Source organism: Atlantibacter sp. RC6 (assembly GCF_014193285.1).
In the GTDB taxonomy this organism is placed as follows: Bacteria; Pseudomonadota; Gammaproteobacteria; order Enterobacterales; family Enterobacteriaceae; genus Atlantibacter.
In genome coordinates, this window is the sequence record NZ_JACHZE010000001.1 from 554,480 (window position 1) to 574,534 (window position 20,055).

Genomic DNA, 20,055 nt, shown 5'->3' on the forward strand with positions numbered 1-20,055 from the left:
CGTCATCGCTCCCAGTATCAGTTGCTGTTGGCCGGTTCAGCCATCGGCGCGGCGCTTTGCGCTTTCTGCTCTTCGTTTTTCATCAGCGAACGCTCATAAGCTCGCAGGAAAGGCAGGTAAATCAGCGCCGACATCACCATACAAATCAGGCACATCACCACCGGGCTGAACGCCCAGTTCGCCGCCCATGAGGCGCCGATAGGCGCAGGGGTGGTCCATGGCGTCAGCGAGACCACCTGCGGCAGCCAGTCCAGACGAGTGGCGGTATAGGCCAGCACGGCGTTCACCAGCGGTACGCAGACGAACGGGATAAACAGCATCGGGTTCATGATGATCGGCGCGCCGAACAGGATCGGTTCGTTGATGTTAAAGAAGCTTGGCACCACGCCCATTTTGCCGATAGTGCGCAGGTGCGCAACGCGGCTGCGCAGCAGCAGGAAAGCCAGCGGTAATGTCGAGCCCACGCCGCCAATCAGCAGGTAATGGTCCCAGAAGCCTTGCAGGTAAACGTGGGGCAATGCGGTGCCCGCCGCCAGCGCCGCCTGGTTAGCCGACAGGTTAGCCATCCAGAACGGGTTCATAATGCCGGTAACGATAAGCGAACCGTGGATGCCCGCAAACCAGAAGATTTGGCACAGCAGCACCGACAGCAGGATTGCCGGTAAAGAATCGGATGCCGAGACCAGCGGCTCCAGCAGATGCATAATCGCTTGCGGAATGATCATGCCGGTTTGCGCTTCGACGAACAGGTTCAGCGGATGCAGGGTGCCAATCACCACAATCACCGGGATTAAGATCTCGAACGAACGCGCCACGCCGGTCGGCACTTCTTTCGGCAGGCGAATGGTGATGTTGTTCTGCTTCAGCCAGGCGTAAACGCGTGTGGAGTAAATAGCGGTGATCAGCGCAGTGAAGATCCCCTGCCCTGACAGATACTGGGTAGAGATTTTGCCATCCGCATAGGGTGCCGCCACCAGCAGGAATGCCATAAACGCCAGCAGGCCGGACATCACCGGGTCGAGATTAAATTGCCGCCCGAGGCTGGCGCCAATCCCCACAGAGATAAAGAACGTCATGACGCCCATGCTGAGGTTGAACGGCAGCATCAGCTGCTCGCGGTAGGTCTGGGAAAAATCCAGCCAGCCGCGGGCAAAGCTGTTAGTGGTATCCGCCGAAAACGGCGGGAAGATAAACACCAGCATAAAGGAGCCGATGATCATAAACGGCAACGCCGCGGTAAAACCGTCGCGGATAGCAATAACGTATTTTTGCTGCCCCAGACGCCCGGCCAGCGGGGTGATGGATTGTTCAATGACTGCAATCATTGACTGATAGAGTGAACTCATGGGAACCCCTGTATTAATGTGCCGCTTCGATCAGCGACAGTGCGTAGTCGAGAACTTTGTCACCGCGCTGCATGCCGTAATCCATCATATCAATAGGCTGGACCGGAATGCTGTGAGATGCCGCTTTGGCTGACAGAGTACCTAACATATATTTAACCTGCGGCCCAATCAGCACGACCTGATAGTTTGGAAACTGCGTATCAAATTCGGAAACGCCAAAGGCGTTAATCTCTACCGCCAGGCCCCTTTCCTGCGCCACTTCTTCCATTTTGCGCACCAGCAAACTGGTGGACATCCCTGCGGAACAACACAACATAATCCTGTACATCCGGTTCACCTCAATATGTTAATAGTTATTTCATGACTGATTGGACATCACACGGAAACCGGTTTCCATTTCAAATAACCAGAAGTGTGATTGCTATCAAAATAATCACAATAACAAGCACTTTCTTTGGGCTGGCGTCACATTTTTACTGTGTAAAAGCGATCACTGGCGTCCAAATGGAAAATCGGTTTCCATCAAAAACGGAAACGGCTATACTGCGGATGGTGATTATTTGCGCTACAGGTTTTATCAGGATTTCCAGGCTGCACTTGCGCCTGTCAGGGGAGAAAGATGTCAACAATCAACGATGTATCACGTTTAGCTGGGGTGTCGAAGGCCACAGTGTCACGGGTGTTGAGTGGTTCGCGCGGGGTCAAGGAAGCCAGCCGCCTGGCGGTGCTAAAAGCCGTGGACGAACTGAACTATCGGCCAAATGTTATTGCGCAGTCGTTATTAAGCCAGTCAACCGGCTGTATCGGCGTGATTTGCGCCCATGAAAATATCAACCAGACCACCAGCTATCTGTACGTGCTGGAAAAGCATTTAAGCCAGCATCAAAAGCATCTGCTGCTGCGGTTCGCCAACTCTAAAAGCGCTGTCCTGCACGCGCTGGAAGAGCTGAACTGCGGTCTGTGTGATGACATTTTAATTATCGGCGCGCGGTTCCCGCTGGATATCGACCAGGAGAATGTGATCCTGGTGGACTGCATGGAAGCGGAAAACGTCAACAGCATTCAGTTCGATCACGCCTTTGCGGCGGAAACAGCCTGTAATTACCTGATAAGCCAGGGGCGGCGGCAAATCGCCATGATCCAGCCGCAAGGCAGCGGCTTTGCCGATCAGGTGCTGCTGGGCTATAAACATGCGCTGGAGAAAAACTTCCTGCCGTTTAACCGCAATCTGGTGTTTCTGGAAGCGGCCTCCTCTTCCGTGGCGTTGCAGGAACTGCTGAATAACGCCGCCACGCTCAATTTCAACGCGCTGATGGTGGCGGATGAGCATGAGGCGCAGCACATTATCCCCCAGTTGCAGGCGTTCAATAAATCAGTACCGGATGACATTATGGTGTTCAGTCTTGGCGGGTCGTTGCAGTTGCCTGGCGTACCGGTCATTCCTGCCATTGAGTACCCCATCGAAGCCATGGCGGTGCGCATCGTGAACTGGTTAACGGAAAAAACCCAGGATATGTTGGGCACCCAACTGATGCGCGGCGATCTGTTTATTCCGGATGTGCGCAGGAAAGCGAGCCGCTAACACAGTCATGTCACCGTGCAAATAAAAAACCCCGGCTGGCAACCGGGGTCGATTATTTAACCGAACAGTCCTTCCTCAGCAAAGATCTTTATCGATCCCCAGCCGCTTCATGCGAGCCAGCAGTGTGGTGCGCTTAACCCCAAGGCGCTGCGCGGCCCCTTTTGCTCCCGCAATCACCCCGTTGCACTCTTTCAGTACCCGTTTGATACGCTGGATTTCATCTTCCCCTTCGCGGGGGATATCCGTTTCAGGCTCATCGACCAAACGCTGCGTCGGGTCGCTAAAGGCCATTTCCGGGAGCGACAGTTGCAGCACATTGCCGCGCGTCAGCAGTACCGCGCGCTCAATGACGTTCTCCAGTTCACGCACGTTGCCCGGCCACTCCATCTTGCTCAAAATGCGCAGCGTGTCTGCCGGGATACTTTCGATATTACGCCCCAGGCGACGGGCAATTTTGAAAGTGAAGGCCTTCACCAATAAGGGAATATCCTCCGGCCTTTCACGTAACGGCGGCAAAAAGATCGGAAACACGTTCAGGCGATAGTAGAGATCGCTGCGAAACTCGCGATCGGCGACCATCTGCTTTAAGTCACGGTTGGTGGCGGCAATCAACCGGACGTCTGTCCGGATAATTTTATTGCTGCCCAGCCGTTCAAACTCTTGCTCCTGCAATACGCGCAGCAGCTTCGGTTGCAGCTCAAGCGGCATATCGCCGACTTCATCCAGAAACAGGGTGCTGTTATCCGCCAGCTCGAAGCGGCCAATGCGCTGGGCGCTGGCGCCGGTAAATGCGCCACGCTCATGGCCGAACAGATCGCTTTCCAGCAGGCCCGCCGGCATGGCCGCGCAGTTCATTTTCACCATTCGACGATTATTGCGGTTGCTCAGGTTGTGAATGGCGCGGGCGATCAGCTCCTTACCCGTCCCCGTCTCACCGAGGATCAGCACCGTACTGTTACTGCGCGCCACCATCTCGACCTGCTTCATTACCGTCATCATGGCGTCGCTGCGCCCGATGATTTCGCCAAAATCCGCGCTGACGTTATTGATCTGCTCGGCCAGCGCCAGGTTCTCATCCACCAGCCGCTCTTTAAGGCGATTGATCTCCTGCCAGGCCAGCGCGTTATCGATAGCTATCGCGATCCGCTCGGCAATCTGGCGCAGAAGTTTCAGGTTAGCGGCGGTAAAGATATGCGCTTCGCACTGGGCCAGTTTCAGCACCCCCAACATTTTGTCGCCATAGGTCAACGGAAACAGGCACAGCGTTTGGATCTGGTTATCCCACATGTCGAACAGCATTCGCTCGTAAGGGGCATGCTGGTCCTGATGATGGAGATTTAATAACAGCATCTCTTTGCTGTTAAACACCCGCTCGGACAGCGTGCCTTTTTCATCCAGCTCGCTCTGGGCGGAAATGGGCGCGCTTTTCTCAACGTAATGCGTGGAGTAGATGTTGAGTTTCCCCTTGCGCGGGCTGCGCAGCACAATGCTGATGGAGTCGATATTGAAATTAGTGTGGATTTCGCGAGAAATTTCGCTTACCAGTTCATCCAGATCCAGCTTCGACAGCACGGCGTTGGTGATGGCGACCAGCAGACGGAAATCGTCCCTTTCACGGCACAACAGCGCGTAGTTATCGCTGCTCACCCGGCGCGTTTGAATATGTTCCGCCACCACGCTAATGATCTGGGTTAACGAGTGAAGACGTGAGTACTCTTTTTCGTTCCAGGGCCGATCGACGTCGCGGATAAACTCGCAGCCGCCAAAAATTCGCCCTTCCGCCGCCAGCGGCAATAGCGTGTAGTGCCCAAAAGGAGGATACAGATCAAGTGTCGCAAGCTGCGGCCAGGTTTCAGTGAACTCAGGGTAGCGGCAGTGTAATGCCTCAGGCCGCGACAGCACCCGACGGATCGGGCCATTAGCCAGCATAGTTTCATCTTCGTAACGAATCCCTTCTCCCTGCCCGTTTACGCTGTAAAAACAGACCCGTGGCTGATGCGGATGGCACAGCAAAATATTGACCTGCTCCGCAAGTCCTGTTTGATTAATATGCAGACGCACCGCGTTAACCAGCGCGCACATATCGGGCTGTTGTAATAACGTGCGGGCAATATCGAACAAACCTTGTTCGGCGACATCGCCCATTGGGGTATACGACATTTAGCTTATCCAGAAATCAAAACAAACATCAGGCCTTGGAGGCGGTACCGCCTCGCTACGCCAGACCAGTGATGTTAACAAATACGCGGCAGCGGTTCCGAAAACGGCAACTCAAGTGTGCGCTTAACGCCATACAGACCGGTTAACCTTACCCCTTTACGCGCCACCACCTCGCCAATCAATGCGGCATCACGTCCCAGCGGATGCTGGCGCAGCGCCTCGATAATCGCCGGAGCGGCGTCGCGTTCAACGGCGATCACCAGTTTGCCTTCGTTGGCGAAATTCACCGCTTCCAGCCCCAGCAGCTCGCACAACCCCCGCACCGCCGGTTTAACCGGCAGATCGCGCTCGTTGAGCTCAATGCCGCAACCGCTGCTGGCGGCGAACTCATGCGCCACGGCATTCACGCCGCCGCGCGTGGCGTCACGCATCGCTTTTATTCCTGGCAGATGACGAATGGCCTGAATCAGCGGCGTCAGCACCGCGCAGTCGCTTTCCAGCGCGCCGTCGATACCCAGTTGCTCACGCAAATTGAGAATGGTTGCGCCGTGATCCCCTAAGGTGCCGGTGACGATCAGCACATCTCCGGCCTGAATAGATTGCGCCGCCCAGTGGATGTCCTGCGGGATCGCGCCGATACCCGCCGTATTGATAAATAATTTATCCGCCGCGCCGCGCGGCACCACTTTGGTATCGCCGGTGACGATAGTCATGCCCTGCGCATGAGCGGTGGCCGCCATGCTGTTGACCACCTGTTCCAGCACCTCCATCGACAACCCTTCTTCAAGGATAAAACCGCACGAGAGCCAACGCGGGATCGCGCCGCTCACTGCAATATCGTTCGCCGTGCCGCACACCGCCAGTTTGCCGATATTGCCCCCCGGGAAGAACAGCGGATCGATAACGTAACTGTCGGTGGAAAACGCCAGCCGGTCGCCGTGGGCGGTGAGTTCCGCCAGAGGAATACGCGCCTGATCTTCCTGAATGCTGAGTAAAGGGTTAGCAAATGCCTTCATAAACAGCTGGTTGATCAACTGTTGCATCGCCTGGCCGCCGTTGCCATGGGCAAGGGTAATGCTCTTCATACTTCACACTCCGTGGAACGGTATTGATACCAGGCGGCGCAGGCGCCTTCGGATGAGACCATCAGCGCGCCAAAGGCGTTTTGCGGGTTGCAGTGTTCGCCGAACAGCGGGCACTGTGCGGGCTTGCAGCGCCCGGTCAGCACATCGCCGCAGCGGGCGCGTGGATCGTCGTAAACCTGCTGCGGTTTAAGATTAAAGTGCCGTTCGGCGTCGAACCGGGCATAGCCGGCGGTAAGGCGCACGCCGGAGTCTTCAATCACCCCCAGCCCGCGCCATTCGCTGTCGCCCTGCACGCAAAACACCTCATTAATCGCCTGCTGCGCCGCCAGGCTGCCGGCATCCGGCACCACGCGCTTGTACTGGTTTTCCACCTGGCTGTTTCCGGCGATTTTTTGCTCCACCAGCATCAGCACGCCCTGCAACAGATCGATGGGTTCAAACCCGGCCACCACCAGCGGGCGCTGGAACTCATCGGCGATAAAATCGTAGGCCGCGGTGCCAATCACCATGCTGACATGCCCCGGCGCAAGAAACGAATCAATGCCGTTGTCCGGCTGTTCCAGCAGGCTGCGCAGCGTGGGGATCAGGGTGATATGCTGGCAAAAGAAAAAGAAGTTTTGCAGGTTGCGCCGCTTCGCCTGTTGCAGGGTGATAGCGGTAGTGGGCATGGTGGTTTCAAAACCGAGCCCGAAAAACACCACGCTGCGCTGCGGATTCTCTTCGGCAAGCGTTAAGGCATCCAGCGGCGAATAGATAATCCGCACATCCGCGCCGCGCGCTTTGGCATCCATCAGCGAACCGTTTTTACCCGGCACGCGCATCGCATCGCCAAAGGTGCAGAAGATCACCTCCGGATGGCTGGCAATTTCCAGACAGCTGTCAATCCGCCCCATCGGCAGGACGCACACCGGGCAGCCGGGGCCGTGGATAAATTCGATATTGTCCGGCAACAGTTGATCCAGGCCGAATTTAAAGATGGCATGAGTATGGCCGCCGCACACTTCCATGATCCGCAGCGGGCGCTGCGCGTCATTCGCCAGCAGCGGCGCGCGGGATTTTAATACCTCAATCAGCGCCATGACCCGCTCGGGGTCGCGGTACTCGTCGACATAACGCATCAGCGGTGCTCCTCCGGAAACAACAACACGCCCACATCGGGCTCCACGTCATACATATTGTGCAGCGCTTCCAGGGTTTCCCGGGCTTCGTGTTCGTCGATCACGCTCATGGCAAAGCCGACGTGGACCAGCACCCACTGGCCGACACGGGAGTTGCCGTGCTCATCATGGGTCCCCACCAGAGATAAGTCGATGTCGCGTCTGGCACCGCTCACCTCAATCTGCGCGCGAGTGCCCGGGCCGATGTCGCATATCTGGCCAGGAATGCCTATGCACATCGTTGCGCCTCCAGCCAGGCGAGCCAGGCTTCCATCCCCTCGCCCGTCGTGGCGGAAACCAGCATGATCTCAATGTTCGGGTTTACCGCCCGGGCGCTGGCGAGACAGGCATCCAGATCGAAGGTGAGATACGGCAGCAAGTCGACTTTATTCAGCAGCATCAGCGAGGCGGCAGCAAACATATGCGGATATTTAAGCGGTTTGTCCTCCCCTTCGGTGACCGACAGCACCGCCACTTTATGGCGCTCGCCCAGATCAAAGCTGGCCGGACACACCAGATTACCGACGTTTTCGATAAACAGGATGCCCCGGTCATCCAGCGGCAGGCGCTGCATGGCATCGTGGATCATTTGCGCATCCAGATGGCAGCCTTTGCCGGTATTCACCTGGATCGCCGGGGTGCCGGTGGCGCGGATTCGCTCGGCGTCGTTCACCGTCTGCTGGTCGCCTTCGATAACGGCGCAAGGCACCGATCCGTGCAGGCGTTTCAGAGTTTCAGTGAGTAAGGTGGTTTTACCCGAGCCGGGACTGGACACCAGATTGAGTACCAGTTGCTCGCGGGCGGCGAACCGGGCGCGGTTGCGGGCCGCCAGTTGGTTGTTTTTATCCAGCACATCGATTTCGATCTCCAGCATCCGCCGCTGGCTCATGCCCGGCGCGTGGGTGCCGGCTTCGCCGTGGCCGTAGTGCAGGTCGCCCTGGCCGCTTTCGGCGGGGCTGAAATCCTGAGTACAGATGGCGTTGATATGCATAGCAGGACGCGCAGCCGGCGCGAAAGGCGCGCTGCGAAAGGCGGAGTGCGGGTTGCGCTCGTCACCTTCAATATAGAGGTTGCCTTCGCCGCAACCACAGGTAGTACACATAATTTACTCCTGAGCGATTTCCATGCGTTTAATCTGCAGGCCTTCATCGGCCACAATGTTAAGTTGGTTGCAACCGCAGTGCGGGCACTGGCGCACCCGGGAGGAGAGCAGCGTAATGTACTGCCGGCACGTCGGGCACCAGCACTCCGCCTCCTGCTGTTCAATATGCAGTTCGCAGCCTGCTGCCAGGGTATCCCGGCAAACCAGATCAAAACAAAACTCCAGCGCGCTTTGCTCTACACACGAAAACGCGCCGATTTTTAACCACACCGCCGTGACTTTACGGGCGTTGTGCCGGACGGCCTGCTGTTCAATTAATTCCAGGGCCCGCTGGCAAAGCGTCAGTTCATGCATAGCGCCTCCTGTGGACAATAAGCATGACGTTAAGCAAAGTTCATGCCAGGAATTACACAGCAGCAGGGAGATATGTCACACTCTTGTCTAAATTGCCAAAATGACATGTCAATTCCGCAGGCCTCGCAGGTCAATTCAAGATAAAGTCATTATATATCAAGGGATTGTAAAACTGGCACGCTCTGTGCTTTAGACGGAAGTCTTATTAACAGAGTGACTTACCATGACTATTTCAGAGCTCAGCGTTAAAGCGCAATTTATCGCCGACCGCCATCGTCGCTTACAGTCCCAGTGGCACACCTATTGTAATACTCTGGTCCAGGCCATTACCTTGTCCAAATACAAACTTCATCACGCTATCAGTTGCGAACCAGAAGAAGGTTTGCGCTTTTATTTGTTCGATCACTTCATTATCCGCATCGTCCAGGCCCCTGACTTTAACTGCCATACCATCAATTACGTCCTTGAAACCCGCGACGGCAAAGAGAGCGCACTTATCGCCTCGGCGGAGCTCGACCATAACGGGCTGCTGGATGGGCGGATCGGTAATCAGGATCGCAGCGCGGTACTGGAACACTACCTGGCCAAAATCGGCAAAGTCTACGACTGCCTGTACGAGGCGATTGAAAAAGATCGCCCGCTGGAAATCGCCGATATCACCCCGGAATTTGCTGGCGTGGCGCTGGCCTGAATAGCGATGTCAAAAAAGTCAAAAATGACACTTTCGACATCATTTCGTCAAAAATGACAATCACCCGAGGAAGCCTGGTGAATCGTTTTGTAATCGCTGATGCCAAAATCTGCATTGGCTGCCGCACCTGTGAAGCCGCCTGCTCTGAGGTACACCGTCAACACGGCCTGCAGTCCATGCCGCGTCTGAAAGTGATGCGCAGCGCGAAAGAATCCGCGCCGCAATTGTGCCACCACTGTGAAGATGCGCCCTGCGCCCAGGTGTGCCCGGTCAACGCTATTGTGCGCGACAACGGCGCAGTTCAGTTGAATGAAAGCCTGTGTGTCAGTTGCAAGTTATGCGGGATTGCCTGCCCGTTTGGCGCCATTGAATTTTCCGGCAGCCGCCCGCTGGATATCCCTGCCAATGCCAACAGCCCCAAAGCCCCCGCCGCGCCTCCCGCCGCCCCCCGGGTCAGTTCCTTTCTGGACTGGGTGCCCGGCGTGCGCGCTATCGCGGTGAAATGCGATTTATGCAGCTTTGATGAGCAAGGGCCCGCCTGCGTGCGCACCTGCCCGACCCATGCCCTGCGCGTGGTGAATAACCAGGATATCGCCCAGGCCAGCAAGCGTAAACGTGCGCTGACCATCAATCTTGACTACGGCGATCTGTCGCTGTTTAGCGCGCGTGGCGAGGGAGAACAATGACTTACTCTGATTTGATTAACGGTGCGCTATGGGCCTTTAGCGGCAGCGCCCTGATGGCGGCATTGCTGGTTTTCCATAAGCCGCTTAGCGCGGTTATCGCCGGTCTTGGCGGCGCGTTAGGCTGTGGGCTGGCAGCCCTGGCAGGTGCGCTGGCATTAACCGGCGACGGTTCCGTGTTGCGGTTTAGCGTTGCGCCCCTCCATTTTCCGGCCCAGCTCTCGGCGCTCAACGCCGTTTGGCTGCTTACGCTTGGCGTGCCCGGTCTCTTTATTTGTTTGTTTGCGATCCCGCAGCATCGTCACCGCCCGGTTAAAGCCAGTGGCGGGTTAATGAATGTGCTGCTGGCGGCGGCGCTGATGGCGGTGGTGAGCGCCAACCTTGGCATGTTGGTATTAATGACCGAGATTATGGCGCTGTGCGCGATGTTCCTGACCGGCTGCGCCCAGTCCGGCAAATTGTGGTTCGCGCTGGGCCGGCTCGGAACGCTGCTGCTGGTTGTCGCTTGCGCGCTGCTGTGGAAGCAGTACGGCACCCTGGATATCACCCGGCTGTCGCAAATGATGGACAGCCAGCCGCTGAGCCTCACTATCTGGGTGGCGGGTATCATCGGATTCGGTTTGCTGGCGGGCATTATTCCCCTGCACGGCTGGGTACCCTCAGCCCATGCCCAGGCCAGCGGTCCGGCGGCGGCGCTGTTTTCCGCCGTGGTGCTGAAAGTCGGCGTTTACGGTGTGCTGGTTTTCTCGCTGCTCGACGTGCTGCCGCTGTGGTGCGGCGTGGTGGTGGCGCTGCTGGGCGCGATCACCGCGTTTGTCGGCGGGCTGTACGCGCTGATGGAGCACAACATCAACCGTCTGCTGGCTTACCACTCGCTGGAAAATATCGGCATCATCCTGCTGGGCCTTGGCGTCGGGCTTATCGGCATCAGCCTGCAAACGCCGCTGCTGGTGGCGCTCGGCCTGACTGGCGGCCTGTACCATCTGTTTAACCATAGCCTGTTTAAAACCACCCTGTTTCTCGGCGCCGGCGCGGTGTGGTTCAGCACCGGGCAGCGTGATATTGAGAAGCTTGGCGGCCTCGGTAAGCGTATGCCGCTGATTTCTGTGGCAATGCTGGTTGGCCTGATGGCGATGGCCGCGCTGCCGCCGCTCAATGGCTTTGCCGGCGAGTGGGTGATTTACCAGTCATTCTTCCATCTCGGCAATCAACCGCAGTTTATCGCCCGGCTGTTAGGTCCTGTGCTGGCGGTTGGCCTGGCGATCACCGGGGCGTTGGCGGTGATGTGTATGGCCAAAGTCTATGGCGTCACGTTCCTCGGCGCGCCGCGCACGGCCGCAGCGCAAGATGCCGGTGACGTTCCGTTGCTGATGAAAGTCAGCGTCGCCGCCCTGGCGCTGTGCTGCGTAGCGGGCGGGATCGGCGCGCCGTGGTTACTGCCGCTGCTCAATCACGCCGTTCCGCTGCCGCTGGCGACGCCGGGTACCGGGGTTTCGCAGCCGGCCATCGCCCTGTTGCTGATCGCATCCCTGCTGCTTCCGCTGGCGCTGATGGCGCTGTTTAAAGGCGACCGGCTGGCAAACCGCACACGCGGTTCAGCCTGGGTGTGCGGCTATCAGCACGAGCCGGAAATGGTGATTACCGCCCACGGCTTCGCGCACCCGCTGAAAGCGGCTTTCGCCCCGGTACTGGCGCTGCGCAAACGCCTGAACCCGGTGGCGCTGTTTCCCGGCTGGGAGGGTGAAGGGACCGGCCGGTTATTTCGCCGGATGGCGTTTATCGAGCTGGCGGTTCTGCTGGTTGTCGTGATTTCTCAGGGAGCCTGATATGAGCAATCTACTTTTACCCCTTATCCAGATGCTGGTGTTGTTCGCTATCGCGCCGCTGCTGTCTGGTATTACCGGTGCCGCCCGCGCCCGGCTGCATAACCGCCGCGGCCCCGGCATCTTTCAGGAATACCGGGACCTGGTGAAATTACTTAGCCGCCAGAGCGTCGCGCCCGCCGCATCTGGCTGGGTGTTTCGCCTGATGCCGTGGGTCATGGTGGGCGTGATGCTGACCATCGCCAGCGCGTTGCCGGTAGTGACGCTGTACTCGCCGCTGCCCGAACTGGGCGATTTGATCACGCTGATCTACCTGTTCGCCATCGCGCGTTTCTTTTTCGCCATTGCCGGGCTGGATACCGGGAGCCCGTTTACCGGCATCGGCGCAAGCCGCGAGGCGATGCTGGGCGTGCTGGTCGAGCCAATTTTACTGCTCGGCCTGTGGGTGGCGGCGCAGGTGGCCGGCGCAACGCACCTTAACAGCATCACCCTGACGGTATACCACTGGCCCGTGCGCGCCACGCTGCCACTCGGATTGGCGCTGCTGGCCTGTGCGTTCGCCACGTTTATTGAAATGGGCAAACTGCCCTTCGATCTGGCCGAAGCGGAGCAGGAATTGCAGGAAGGGCCGCTGAGCGAATACAGCGGCAGCGGTTTTGCGCTGCTCAAGTGGGGGATCAGCCTGAAACAATTGGTGGTACTGCAAATGTTTCTCGGGGTGTTCATCCCCTGGGGCCAGATGAGCGCCTTCTCCTGGCCGGGGCTGCTGGTGGCCGTGTTAATCGCGCTAATCAAACTGGTGGCGGCGGTACTGCTGATCGCCCTGGCGGAAAACAGCATGGCGCGTCTGCGGTTTGTTGAGACGTCCCGCATCACCTGGGCCGGTTTCGGCTTTGCCTTTTTAGCTTTCGTCTCCTTGCTGGCGGCGTGATAAGAGAATTTATGATGTCTGAAGAAAAAGTGGGTCAACACTATCTTGCCGCGCTGCACCAGGCGTTTCCTGGGGTCATCCTGGATGAAGCCTGGCAAACCCGTGACCAGATAACCCTGACCGTCAAACTGAATTATTTGCCGGAAGTTGTTGAGCATCTTTACTACCAACAGGGCGGCTGGCTGTCGGTGCTGTTCGGCAATGACGAGCGCAAACTGTGCGGCAATTTCGCCGTGTATTACGTGCTGTCGATGGAACAAGGCACCAAATGTTGGATCACCGTGCGGGTGGAAGTCGATCCTGACCGGCCGGAATTCCCGTCCGTGACGCCGCGCGTGCCCGCCGCCGTGTGGGGTGAGCGCGAAGTCCGCGATATGTACGGTCTGATTGCGGTAGGGTTGCCTGATGAGCGCCGTCTGGTGCTGCCTGATGACTGGCCGGACGATCTCTATCCGCTGCGCAAAGACAGTATGGATTACCGCCAACGCCCGGCGCCCACCACCGACAGTGAAACCTATGAGTTCATCAACGAACTGGGGAATAAGAAAAACAATGTGGTGCCGATTGGCCCGCTGCACGTGACCTCTGACGAGCCGGGTCACTTCCGCCTGTTTGTGGATGGCGAAAACATTATTGATGCCGATTACCGCCTGTTCTACGTCCATCGCGGTATGGAAAAGCTGGCGGAAACCCGTATGGGTTATAACGAAGTCACGTTCCTGTCTGACAGGGTCTGCGGCATCTGCGGCTTTGCCCACAGCACTGCTTACACCACCTCGGTCGAGAATGCGATGGGCATCGTGGTGCCGGAGCGCGCCCAGATGATCCGCGCCATTTTGCTCGAAGTGGAACGGCTGCACAGCCATCTGCTTAACCTGGGGCTCGCCTGCCACTTCGTCGGGTTTGATTCCGGCTTTATGCAATTTTTCAAAGTGCGCGAAGCCTCGATGAAAATGGCGGAAATCCTTACCGGCGCGCGTAAAACCTACGGCCTGAACCTGATCGGCGGTATTCGCCGGGATCTGCTGAAAGATGACATGATCCAGACCCGGCAACTGGCGCAGCAGATGCGCCGGGACGTGCAGGATCTGGTGGATATTCTGCTGAGCACGCCGAATATTGAGCAGCGCACCGTCGGCATTGGCCGCCTCGACCCGCAAATCGCCCGCGACTTCAGTAACGTCGGCCCGATGGTACGCGCCAGCGGCCACGCCCGCGATACCCGCGCCGACCATCCGTTTGTCGGTTACGGCCTGCTGCCGATGGAAGTCCATAGCCTGGATGGCTGCGACGTGCTGTCGCGCCTGAAAGTGCGCATCAATGAAGTGTTCACCGCGCTGAATATGATTGATTTTGGCCTCGATAATTTACCGGGCGGCCCGCTGGCGGTGGAAGGGTTCACCTACATTCCGCACCGCTTTGCGCTGGGCTTTGCCGAAGCGCCGCGCGGCGACGATATCCACTGGAGCATGACCGGCGATAACCAGAAACTCTACCGCTGGCGCTGCCGGGCCGCGACCTACGCTAACTGGCCGACCCTGCGTTATATGCTGCGCGGCAATACCGTGTCCGACGCCCCGCTGATTATCGGCAGCCTCGACCCTTGCTACTCCTGCACCGACCGTATGACGGTGGTGGATGTGCGTAAGAAGAAAAGCCAGGTGGTGCCGTACAAAGAGCTGGAGCGCTATAGCATCGAGCGCATCAATTCACCGCTGAAATAGTCCGGGGAGAGTATGTTTACTTTTATCACAAAAGCCCTTAAAGGCGGCGTGGCGACCTCAACCTGGCCACTGCAACCGTATGATGTGGATAAAAATTACCGCGGTAAACCGCAGCACAATCCCCAGCAGTGCATTGGCTGCGCCGCCTGCGTTAACGCCTGCCCGTCAAATGCCTTAACGGTCGGGGTCGATCAGGCTAAGCAGCAGTTGGCCTGGCAATTCGATCTTGGTCGCTGCATTTTCTGTGGCCGCTGCGAAGAGGTGTGCCCGACGGCAGCCATTGCGCTGTCCCGGGAGTATGAGCTCGCGGTGTGGCGCAAAGAGGATTTTCTGCAACAGGCGCGCTTTGACTACTGCCATTGCAAGGTGTGCGGCACCCCCTACGCGGTGCAAAAAGAGATTGATTACGCCATCGCGCTGTTAGCGCATAACGGCGATAGCCGCGCTGAGCAACACCGGGAGAGCTTTGAAACCTGTCCGGACTGCAAACGCCAGCAGGGCCTGGCCCCTTCTGAGCGAATCGACTTTACCCGTGAGATGAAGGAGGCGGTGTAATGAGCCAGCTTTTAGGGCCACGCGACGCCCAAGGTATTCCGGTACCCATGACGGTAGATGAATCCATTGCCGCCATGAAAACCGCGCTGTTGAAGAAAATCAAACGCTCAGCCTATGTGTATCGGGTGGATTGCGGCGGCTGCAACGGGTGCGAGATTGAGATTTTCGCCACCCTGTCGCCGCTGTTCGATGCGGAGCGTTTCGGTATCAAAGTGGTGCCCTCACCGCGCCACGCGGATATTTTACTGTTTACCGGCGCCGTCACCCGCGCCATGCGCTCCCCCGCCCTGCGCGCCTGGGAATCGTCGCCCGATCCGAAAATCTGCATTTCTTACGGCGCCTGCGGCAATACCGGCGGGATCTTTCACGATCTCTATTGCGTATGGGGCGGCACCGACAAGATTGTCCCGGTGGACGTGTATATCCCCGGCTGCCCGCCGACGCCCGCTTCGACGCTGTATGGGTTCGCCATGGCGCTGGGCCTGCTGGAGCAAAAAATCCATGCGCGCGAACCCGGCGAACTGGACGCCGCGCCCGCGCAGATCCTGCATCCCGATATGGTGCAACCGCTGCGGGTGCGCATTGAACGTACCGCCCGTCGGCTGGCGGGCTATCGCTATGGACGCCAAATCGCCAATGACTATATGCGCCATCTGGTGCAGGGTGACGACCATGTGCTGCGCTGGCTGGAGCAGGAAAACGATCCGCGCCTGAACGAAATCGTCACCAGCCTGCGCAACGTTGTGGAACAGGAGCGGGTGTGATGGACGAGTCGGTGGTGTTCAGCGTATTAATCCGTAAGTTCATCGATCGCAGCGAGCCGACGCCCGCGCAAGCGCAACAGGTGATCTATTACAGCCTGGCGATTGGTCACCATCTTGGGGTGATTGATTGCCTGTCGGCGGCCCTGACCTGCAATCTGATTGACTACCGCGCCTGGATCGCCACTCTGGCGGCAGGCAGCGAAGCGCGGCGCAAAATGGAAGGCGTACCGCGCTACGGCGAAATTGTTATCGACCACAGCCATGTGGCCATGCTGGCGCGGGCGTTTGACAACGCGCTGGCCGATCAAACCGCGCAGCAGCAGGCGTGGACCCAGTCGATGCTGGGCTGGCTGGCGGCGATCCACCAGGAAAGCGCGGTTTACATCATGGTGAGGAGGCAATATGACTGACGTGTTACTGTGCGTGGGCAACAGCATGATGGGCGATGACGGCGCGGGCCCGCTACTGGCCGAGCGCTGCCACGCGGCGCCGGTTGGGGCGTGGCAGGTCATTGACGGCGGCAGCGCGCCGGAAAACGATATTGTGGCGATCCGTGAGTTGCGGCCTGAGCGGTTGTTGATTGTCGACGCCACCGACATGGGGCTTAATCCCGGTGAAATCCGCATTATCGACCCGGATGACATCGCCGAGCTGTTTATGATGACCACCCACAATATGCCGCTTAACTACCTGGTGGATCAGTTAAAACCGGATGTCGGCGAGGTAATTTTCGTCGGCATCCAGCCGGATATCGTGGGCTTTTATTATCCTATGACCGACGCGGTGAAACAGGCGGTTGAGACGGTTTATCAGCGTCTTGCTGACTGGCGCGGCAACGGGGGCTTTGCGGCGCTTTAACGGCGCATCACCCGCTTTGCCTGGGCGTCACTGACAGTGTCACACATGACAATGACAGTGACGCCCTTTTTATATTCGCGACTGAAACCCTTAATTTTCAATTATTTAAATATTGGCACGGTTAATGCTTGGCGAAAGCGCAACTTATTAACCGGAGATATTGATGAACCGCTTCATCATTGCTGATGCCAGCAAATGTATTGGGTGCCGCACTTGCGAAGTCGCTTGCGTGGTTTCTCATCAGCAGGACCAGGACTGCTCAGCCCTGACGGCGAAAACCTTTCTGCCTCGGGTACACGTAATTAAAGGCGTGAACGTCTCTACCGCGACAATGTGTCGGCAGTGCGAGGACGCGCCCTGCGCGAACGTCTGCCCGAACGGGGCAATTCGCCGGGACCAGGGGTTTATGCATGTCCAGCAGGAGCGCTGCATCGGCTGTAAAACCTGCGTCGTCGCCTGCCCGTATGGCGCGATGGAGGTGGTGGTCCGCCCGGTGGTGCGTAACAGCGGCGCAGGCCTCAACGTGATGGCGGAAAAAGCGCAAGCCAATAAATGCGATCTCTGCCATCACCGTGCGGAAGGCCCGGCCTGCATCGAGGCTTGCCCAACCAACGCCATTCTCTGCGTCGATCGTAATCGGCTGGAACAACTCAGCGCGGAAAAACGCCGTCGCGCGGCGCTGGACAGTATGCCGGACCTGACGTTTTAACCCCAATCCCCCTCACTCTTTCAACTTTTAACAGGTCTGTTAATGATGAAAAAAGTCACCAGCATTTGCCCGTACTGTGGTGCGGGCTGCAAACTCAACCTTGTGGTCAACAGCAATAAAATTATCCGCGCGGAGGCGGCAGACGGCGTAACCAATCAGAACCAGTTATGCCTGAAAGGGTATTACGGTTGGGATTTTCTTAATGATACCCGGCTGCTTACCCCACGCCTGCGCCAGCCGATGATCCGCTACCAGAAGGGGGGCAAACTCACTCCGGTGACCTGGGACGAGGCAATACGCTATACCGCAAAGCGGCTTGGCGAGATCAAAGCCGCTTTCGGCCCCCGCGCCATTATGACGACGGGATCGTCACGCGGTACGGGGAATGAAACCAATTATGTGATGCAGAAATTCGCCCGGGCGGTGCTCAACACCAATAACGTCGACTGTTGCGCCAGGGTGTGCCACGGCCCTTCCGTGGCCGGATTGCAGGAAACCCTCGGCAACGGGGCGATGAGTAATTCCATCGCTGATATCGAACATTCCAGATGCCTGCTGGTATTTGGCTACAACTGCGCGGATTCGCATCCCATCGTGGCGCGTCGGGTGCTGAAGGCGAAGCAGAACGGCGCGAAAATCATTGTTTGCGATCCGCGGCGCATCGAAACGGCGCGCATCGCCGATCAACATTTGCAGATTAATAACGGCTGCAATATGGCCCTGGTCAACGCCTTCGGCTATGTGCTGCTGGAGGAGAATCTTTATGACCACGAATACGTCACTCGCTATACCGACGGGATTGACGCTTATCGCGAACAGGTAAAAGCGTACGCGCCGGAAGCGGTGGAAGCTATTACCGGCGTTTCTGCGCAAAGCATCCGGCAGGCAATGCGGACTTATGCCGCCGCACCCACCGCCACTATTATGTGGGGCATGGGCGTGACGCAGTTTGGCCAGGCGGTGGATGTGGTGAAGGGGCTGGCGAGCCTCGCGTTGCTGACCGGTAACCTTGGCCGGGCGCATGTCGGCGTCGGCCCGGTACGCGGCCAGAATAACGTCCAGGGGGCGTGTGATATGGGCGTGTTGCCGAACCTGTTTCCTGGCTACCAGTCCGTTACCGATGCCGCAGTGCGCGAGAAATTCGCCCGGGCATGGGGTATCGACCCCGCGCGGATGGATGGTAAACCGGGCGTGCGCATTACTGAAGTTCCCCATCTGGCGCTGGAACAGAAGGTAAAAGCGTATTACATCATGGGGGAAGATCCGCTACAGACCGAAGCCGATCTCGGGCTGGTGCGCGCCGGGTTTGAGGCGCTGGACTTTGTGGTAGTACAAGATATCTTCATGACCAAAACCGCCGAGGTGGCCGATGTGATTCTGCCCGCCACCTCGTGGGGGGAGCACGGCGGTGTGTTTACTTGCGCCGACCGCGGATTCCAGCGTTTCGAACAAGCGATTGAGCCGTCTTACAACGTTAAACGCGACTGGGAAATCATCAGCCTGCTCGCTACAGAGATGGGCTACCCCATGCATTACCAGGATAACCAGCAAATCTGGGATGAAATGCGCGAATTGTGCCCGCTGTTTTTTGGCGTGACATACCAAAAAATGGGTGAGATGGGGCATATACAGTGGCCCTGCCCGACGCTGGATCATCCGGGCACCACGTACCTCTACGAAGGCAACCAGTTTGATACGCCGAACGGTCGCGGCCAACTTTTCGCCGCCCCGTGGCGAGCGCCGGCGGAACGCCCCGATGCCGACTATCCGCTGGTGCTCTGTACGGTGCGTGAGGTGGGCCACTACTCCTGCCGTTCGATGACCGGCAACTGCGCCGCATTACAAACGCTGGCTGATGAGCCGGGTTTTGTGCAAATTAACCCTGCAGACGCTCAGCGACTGGGTATTCATCATGGGGCGCTGGTGTGGGTGAGCTCGCGGCGCGGCAAAGTAATCAGCCGCGCCGAAGTAAGCGAGCGCATTAATCAGGGCGCGGTGTATATGACCTATCAGTGGTGGATCGGCGCGTGTAATGAACTGACCCAGGATAACCTCGATCCGATTTCTAAAACGCCGGAAACCAAGTATTGCGCGGTCAATCTCAGCGCAATAGCGGATCAATACTGGGCCGAGCAGTACACCCAGACAACCTACAGTAATATGAAAGCCAGATTGCGCGACGCGGTGGCGGGATAAGCGGAAAGTAAAGCCGGAGCAGGGTTAACGCGCTCTGGCTTATTGTTTGGCGGATAGCGGATTACCCAAAGCTCAAAAGCAAAAGGGGTCGCCTTTCGACGACCCCTTCAGTAATATGGCGGAAGCGCAGAGATTCGAACTCTGGGACCCTTTCGAGTCGCCGGTTTTCAAGACCGGTGCCTTCAACCGCTCGGCCACACTTCCAATGAGGCGAACTATAAACATCCCCTCTCATCCTGTAAAGCCCGGAACCGTTCGTTTGCCGCAAAAACAAGCAAATTGCGATTAATCGCCTGAAATATCGACGTTATGAACAAAAAGTTAGCAGTAAAACT

Annotated in this window: 20 protein-coding genes and 1 tRNA gene; 12 read left to right on the forward strand and 9 right to left on the reverse strand. The window is 57.7% G+C overall.

The features are described 5' to 3' along the window. Window positions 1–17: 17 nt before the first annotated feature. Window positions 18–1,346, reverse strand: coding sequence for a PTS sugar transporter subunit IIC (locus FHW74_RS02775; RefSeq protein ID WP_183169041.1), 1,329 nt, complete (start codon window positions 1,344–1,346; stop codon window positions 18–20). 13 nt (window positions 1,347–1,359) lie between these two features. Continuing rightward, window positions 1,360–1,674 (reverse strand): PTS sugar transporter subunit IIB, encoded by a 315-nt coding sequence (locus tag FHW74_RS02780; RefSeq protein ID WP_183169042.1) that lies wholly within the window; start codon window positions 1,672–1,674, stop codon window positions 1,360–1,362. A gap of 291 nt (window positions 1,675–1,965) precedes the next feature. Between FHW74_RS02780 and FHW74_RS02785 the strand changes: the two genes are divergently transcribed. After that, window positions 1,966–2,928 carry a LacI family DNA-binding transcriptional regulator gene (locus FHW74_RS02785; protein ID WP_183169043.1) on the forward strand — a complete coding sequence of 321 codons (963 nt, stop codon included), beginning with the start codon at window positions 1,966–1,968 and terminating at the stop codon, window positions 2,926–2,928. Window positions 2,929–3,003: 75 nt separating this feature from the next. On the opposite strand, the gene flhA is transcribed toward FHW74_RS02785, so the two are convergent. From flhA to hypA, 6 genes are all read right to left on the reverse strand, one after another. Continuing rightward, window positions 3,004–5,088, reverse strand: a complete 2,085-nt coding sequence (gene flhA, locus FHW74_RS02790) for a formate hydrogenlyase transcriptional activator FlhA (protein WP_183169044.1) — start codon at window positions 5,086–5,088, stop codon at window positions 3,004–3,006. Window positions 5,089–5,162: 74 nt separating this feature from the next. After that, window positions 5,163–6,173 carry a hydrogenase expression/formation protein HypE gene (gene hypE, locus FHW74_RS02795; protein ID WP_183169045.1) on the reverse strand — a complete coding sequence of 337 codons (1,011 nt, stop codon included), beginning with the start codon at window positions 6,171–6,173 and terminating at the stop codon, window positions 5,163–5,165. Beyond that, window positions 6,170–7,291: a hydrogenase formation protein HypD gene (gene hypD / locus FHW74_RS02800; RefSeq protein WP_183169046.1), complete on the reverse strand. Its 1,122-nt coding sequence runs from the start codon at window positions 7,289–7,291 to the stop codon at window positions 6,170–6,172. The genes hypE and hypD overlap by 4 nt, the downstream gene beginning before the upstream one ends. Beyond that, window positions 7,291–7,569: a HypC/HybG/HupF family hydrogenase formation chaperone gene (locus FHW74_RS02805; RefSeq protein WP_183169047.1), complete on the reverse strand. Its 279-nt coding sequence runs from the start codon at window positions 7,567–7,569 to the stop codon at window positions 7,291–7,293. Before FHW74_RS02805 ends, hypD begins: the two co-directional genes overlap by 1 nt. Continuing rightward, window positions 7,560–8,432 carry a hydrogenase nickel incorporation protein HypB gene (hypB, locus tag FHW74_RS02810; protein ID WP_183169048.1) on the reverse strand — a complete coding sequence of 291 codons (873 nt, stop codon included), beginning with the start codon at window positions 8,430–8,432 and terminating at the stop codon, window positions 7,560–7,562. Before hypB ends, FHW74_RS02805 begins: the two co-directional genes overlap by 10 nt. A gap of 3 nt (window positions 8,433–8,435) precedes the next feature. Continuing rightward, the gene (gene hypA, locus FHW74_RS02815) at window positions 8,436–8,786 is read right to left on the reverse strand and encodes a hydrogenase maturation nickel metallochaperone HypA (RefSeq protein ID WP_183169049.1); all 351 of its coding nucleotides are present in this window, start codon (window positions 8,784–8,786) and stop codon (window positions 8,436–8,438) included. A gap of 223 nt (window positions 8,787–9,009) precedes the next feature. On the opposite strand from hypA, the gene hycA reads away from it, so the two are divergent. From hycA to fdhF, 11 genes are all read left to right on the forward strand, one after another. Next, on the forward strand, window positions 9,010–9,477 hold the full coding sequence (gene hycA / locus FHW74_RS02820; protein WP_183169050.1) for a formate hydrogenlyase regulator HycA: 468 nt from the start codon (window positions 9,010–9,012) through the stop codon (window positions 9,475–9,477). Window positions 9,478–9,554: 77 nt separating this feature from the next. Next, window positions 9,555–10,163 (forward strand): 4Fe-4S dicluster domain-containing protein, encoded by a 609-nt coding sequence (locus FHW74_RS02825; protein ID WP_183169051.1) that lies wholly within the window; start codon window positions 9,555–9,557, stop codon window positions 10,161–10,163. Beyond that, on the forward strand, window positions 10,160–11,986 hold the full coding sequence (hycC, locus tag FHW74_RS02830; RefSeq protein WP_183169052.1) for a formate hydrogenlyase subunit 3: 1,827 nt from the start codon (window positions 10,160–10,162) through the stop codon (window positions 11,984–11,986). Before FHW74_RS02825 ends, hycC begins: the two co-directional genes overlap by 4 nt. 1 nt (window position 11,987) lies before the next feature. Continuing rightward, the gene (locus tag FHW74_RS02835; protein WP_183169053.1) at window positions 11,988–12,914 is read left to right on the forward strand and encodes a respiratory chain complex I subunit 1 family protein; all 927 of its coding nucleotides are present in this window, start codon (window positions 11,988–11,990) and stop codon (window positions 12,912–12,914) included. Window positions 12,915–12,928: 14 nt separating this feature from the next. Continuing rightward, window positions 12,929–14,638, forward strand: a complete 1,710-nt coding sequence (locus tag FHW74_RS02840; protein WP_183169432.1) for an NADH-quinone oxidoreductase subunit C — start codon at window positions 12,929–12,931, stop codon at window positions 14,636–14,638. 12 nt (window positions 14,639–14,650) lie between these two features. Then, window positions 14,651–15,193: a formate hydrogenlyase complex iron-sulfur subunit gene (locus FHW74_RS02845; RefSeq protein ID WP_183169054.1), complete on the forward strand. Its 543-nt coding sequence runs from the start codon at window positions 14,651–14,653 to the stop codon at window positions 15,191–15,193. Continuing rightward, window positions 15,193–15,957, forward strand: a complete 765-nt coding sequence (locus FHW74_RS02850; RefSeq protein ID WP_183169055.1) for an NADH-quinone oxidoreductase subunit B family protein — start codon at window positions 15,193–15,195, stop codon at window positions 15,955–15,957. The genes FHW74_RS02845 and FHW74_RS02850 overlap by 1 nt, the downstream gene beginning before the upstream one ends. Further along, window positions 15,957–16,367, forward strand: a complete 411-nt coding sequence (locus tag FHW74_RS02855; RefSeq protein ID WP_183169433.1) for a formate hydrogenlyase maturation HycH family protein — start codon at window positions 15,957–15,959, stop codon at window positions 16,365–16,367. The genes FHW74_RS02850 and FHW74_RS02855 overlap by 1 nt, the downstream gene beginning before the upstream one ends. Next, the gene (gene hycI, locus FHW74_RS02860; protein WP_183169056.1) at window positions 16,360–16,815 is read left to right on the forward strand and encodes a hydrogenase maturation peptidase HycI; all 456 of its coding nucleotides are present in this window, start codon (window positions 16,360–16,362) and stop codon (window positions 16,813–16,815) included. The genes FHW74_RS02855 and hycI overlap by 8 nt, the downstream gene beginning before the upstream one ends. Before the next feature lie 163 nt (window positions 16,816–16,978). Further along, on the forward strand, window positions 16,979–17,524 hold the full coding sequence (hydN, locus tag FHW74_RS02865; protein ID WP_183169057.1) for an electron transport protein HydN: 546 nt from the start codon (window positions 16,979–16,981) through the stop codon (window positions 17,522–17,524). A 45-nt stretch (window positions 17,525–17,569) separates the two neighbouring features. Further along, window positions 17,570–19,720, forward strand: a complete 2,151-nt coding sequence (gene fdhF, locus FHW74_RS02870) for a formate dehydrogenase subunit alpha (RefSeq protein ID WP_183169434.1) — start codon at window positions 17,570–17,572, stop codon at window positions 19,718–19,720. 116 nt (window positions 19,721–19,836) lie between these two features. On the opposite strand, the gene FHW74_RS02875 is transcribed toward fdhF, so the two are convergent. Then, window positions 19,837–19,924 (reverse strand) — tRNA-Ser (locus tag FHW74_RS02875). Window positions 19,925–20,055 lie beyond the last annotated feature (131 nt).

What these genes read in the sequence shown, in the direction of transcription:
- hycA (WP_183169050.1), top strand. Translation starts at nt 9,010, where the DNA reads ATGACTATTTCAGAGCTCAGCGTTAAAGCGCAATTTATCGCCGACCGC.
- FHW74_RS02775 (WP_183169041.1), bottom strand. Translation starts at nt 1,346, where the DNA reads ATGAGTTCACTCTATCAGTCAATGATTGCAGTCATTGAACAATCCATC.
- hypA (WP_183169049.1), bottom strand. Translation starts at nt 8,786, where the DNA reads ATGCATGAACTGACGCTTTGCCAGCGGGCCCTGGAATTAATTGAACAG.
- hydN (WP_183169057.1), top strand. Translation starts at nt 16,979, where the DNA reads ATGAACCGCTTCATCATTGCTGATGCCAGCAAATGTATTGGGTGCCGC.
- FHW74_RS02805 (WP_183169047.1), bottom strand. Translation starts at nt 7,569, where the DNA reads ATGTGCATAGGCATTCCTGGCCAGATATGCGACATCGGCCCGGGCACT.
- FHW74_RS02780 (WP_183169042.1), bottom strand. Translation starts at nt 1,674, where the DNA reads ATGTACAGGATTATGTTGTGTTGTTCCGCAGGGATGTCCACCAGTTTG.
- fdhF (WP_183169434.1), top strand. Translation starts at nt 17,570, where the DNA reads ATGAAAAAAGTCACCAGCATTTGCCCGTACTGTGGTGCGGGCTGCAAA.
- hycI (WP_183169056.1), top strand. Translation starts at nt 16,360, where the DNA reads ATGACTGACGTGTTACTGTGCGTGGGCAACAGCATGATGGGCGATGAC.
- hypB (WP_183169048.1), bottom strand. Translation starts at nt 8,432, where the DNA reads ATGTGTACTACCTGTGGTTGCGGCGAAGGCAACCTCTATATTGAAGGT.
- FHW74_RS02845 (WP_183169054.1), top strand. Translation starts at nt 14,651, where the DNA reads ATGTTTACTTTTATCACAAAAGCCCTTAAAGGCGGCGTGGCGACCTCA.
- flhA (WP_183169044.1), bottom strand. Translation starts at nt 5,088, where the DNA reads ATGTCGTATACCCCAATGGGCGATGTCGCCGAACAAGGTTTGTTCGAT.
- FHW74_RS02785 (WP_183169043.1), top strand. Translation starts at nt 1,966, where the DNA reads ATGTCAACAATCAACGATGTATCACGTTTAGCTGGGGTGTCGAAGGCC.
- FHW74_RS02840 (WP_183169432.1), top strand. Translation starts at nt 12,929, where the DNA reads ATGTCTGAAGAAAAAGTGGGTCAACACTATCTTGCCGCGCTGCACCAG.
- hycC (WP_183169052.1), top strand. Translation starts at nt 10,160, where the DNA reads ATGACTTACTCTGATTTGATTAACGGTGCGCTATGGGCCTTTAGCGGC.
- hypE (WP_183169045.1), bottom strand. Translation starts at nt 6,173, where the DNA reads ATGAAGAGCATTACCCTTGCCCATGGCAACGGCGGCCAGGCGATGCAA.
- FHW74_RS02855 (WP_183169433.1), top strand. Translation starts at nt 15,957, where the DNA reads ATGGACGAGTCGGTGGTGTTCAGCGTATTAATCCGTAAGTTCATCGAT.
- FHW74_RS02850 (WP_183169055.1), top strand. Translation starts at nt 15,193, where the DNA reads ATGAGCCAGCTTTTAGGGCCACGCGACGCCCAAGGTATTCCGGTACCC.
- hypD (WP_183169046.1), bottom strand. Translation starts at nt 7,291, where the DNA reads ATGCGTTATGTCGACGAGTACCGCGACCCCGAGCGGGTCATGGCGCTG.
- FHW74_RS02835 (WP_183169053.1), top strand. Translation starts at nt 11,988, where the DNA reads ATGAGCAATCTACTTTTACCCCTTATCCAGATGCTGGTGTTGTTCGCT.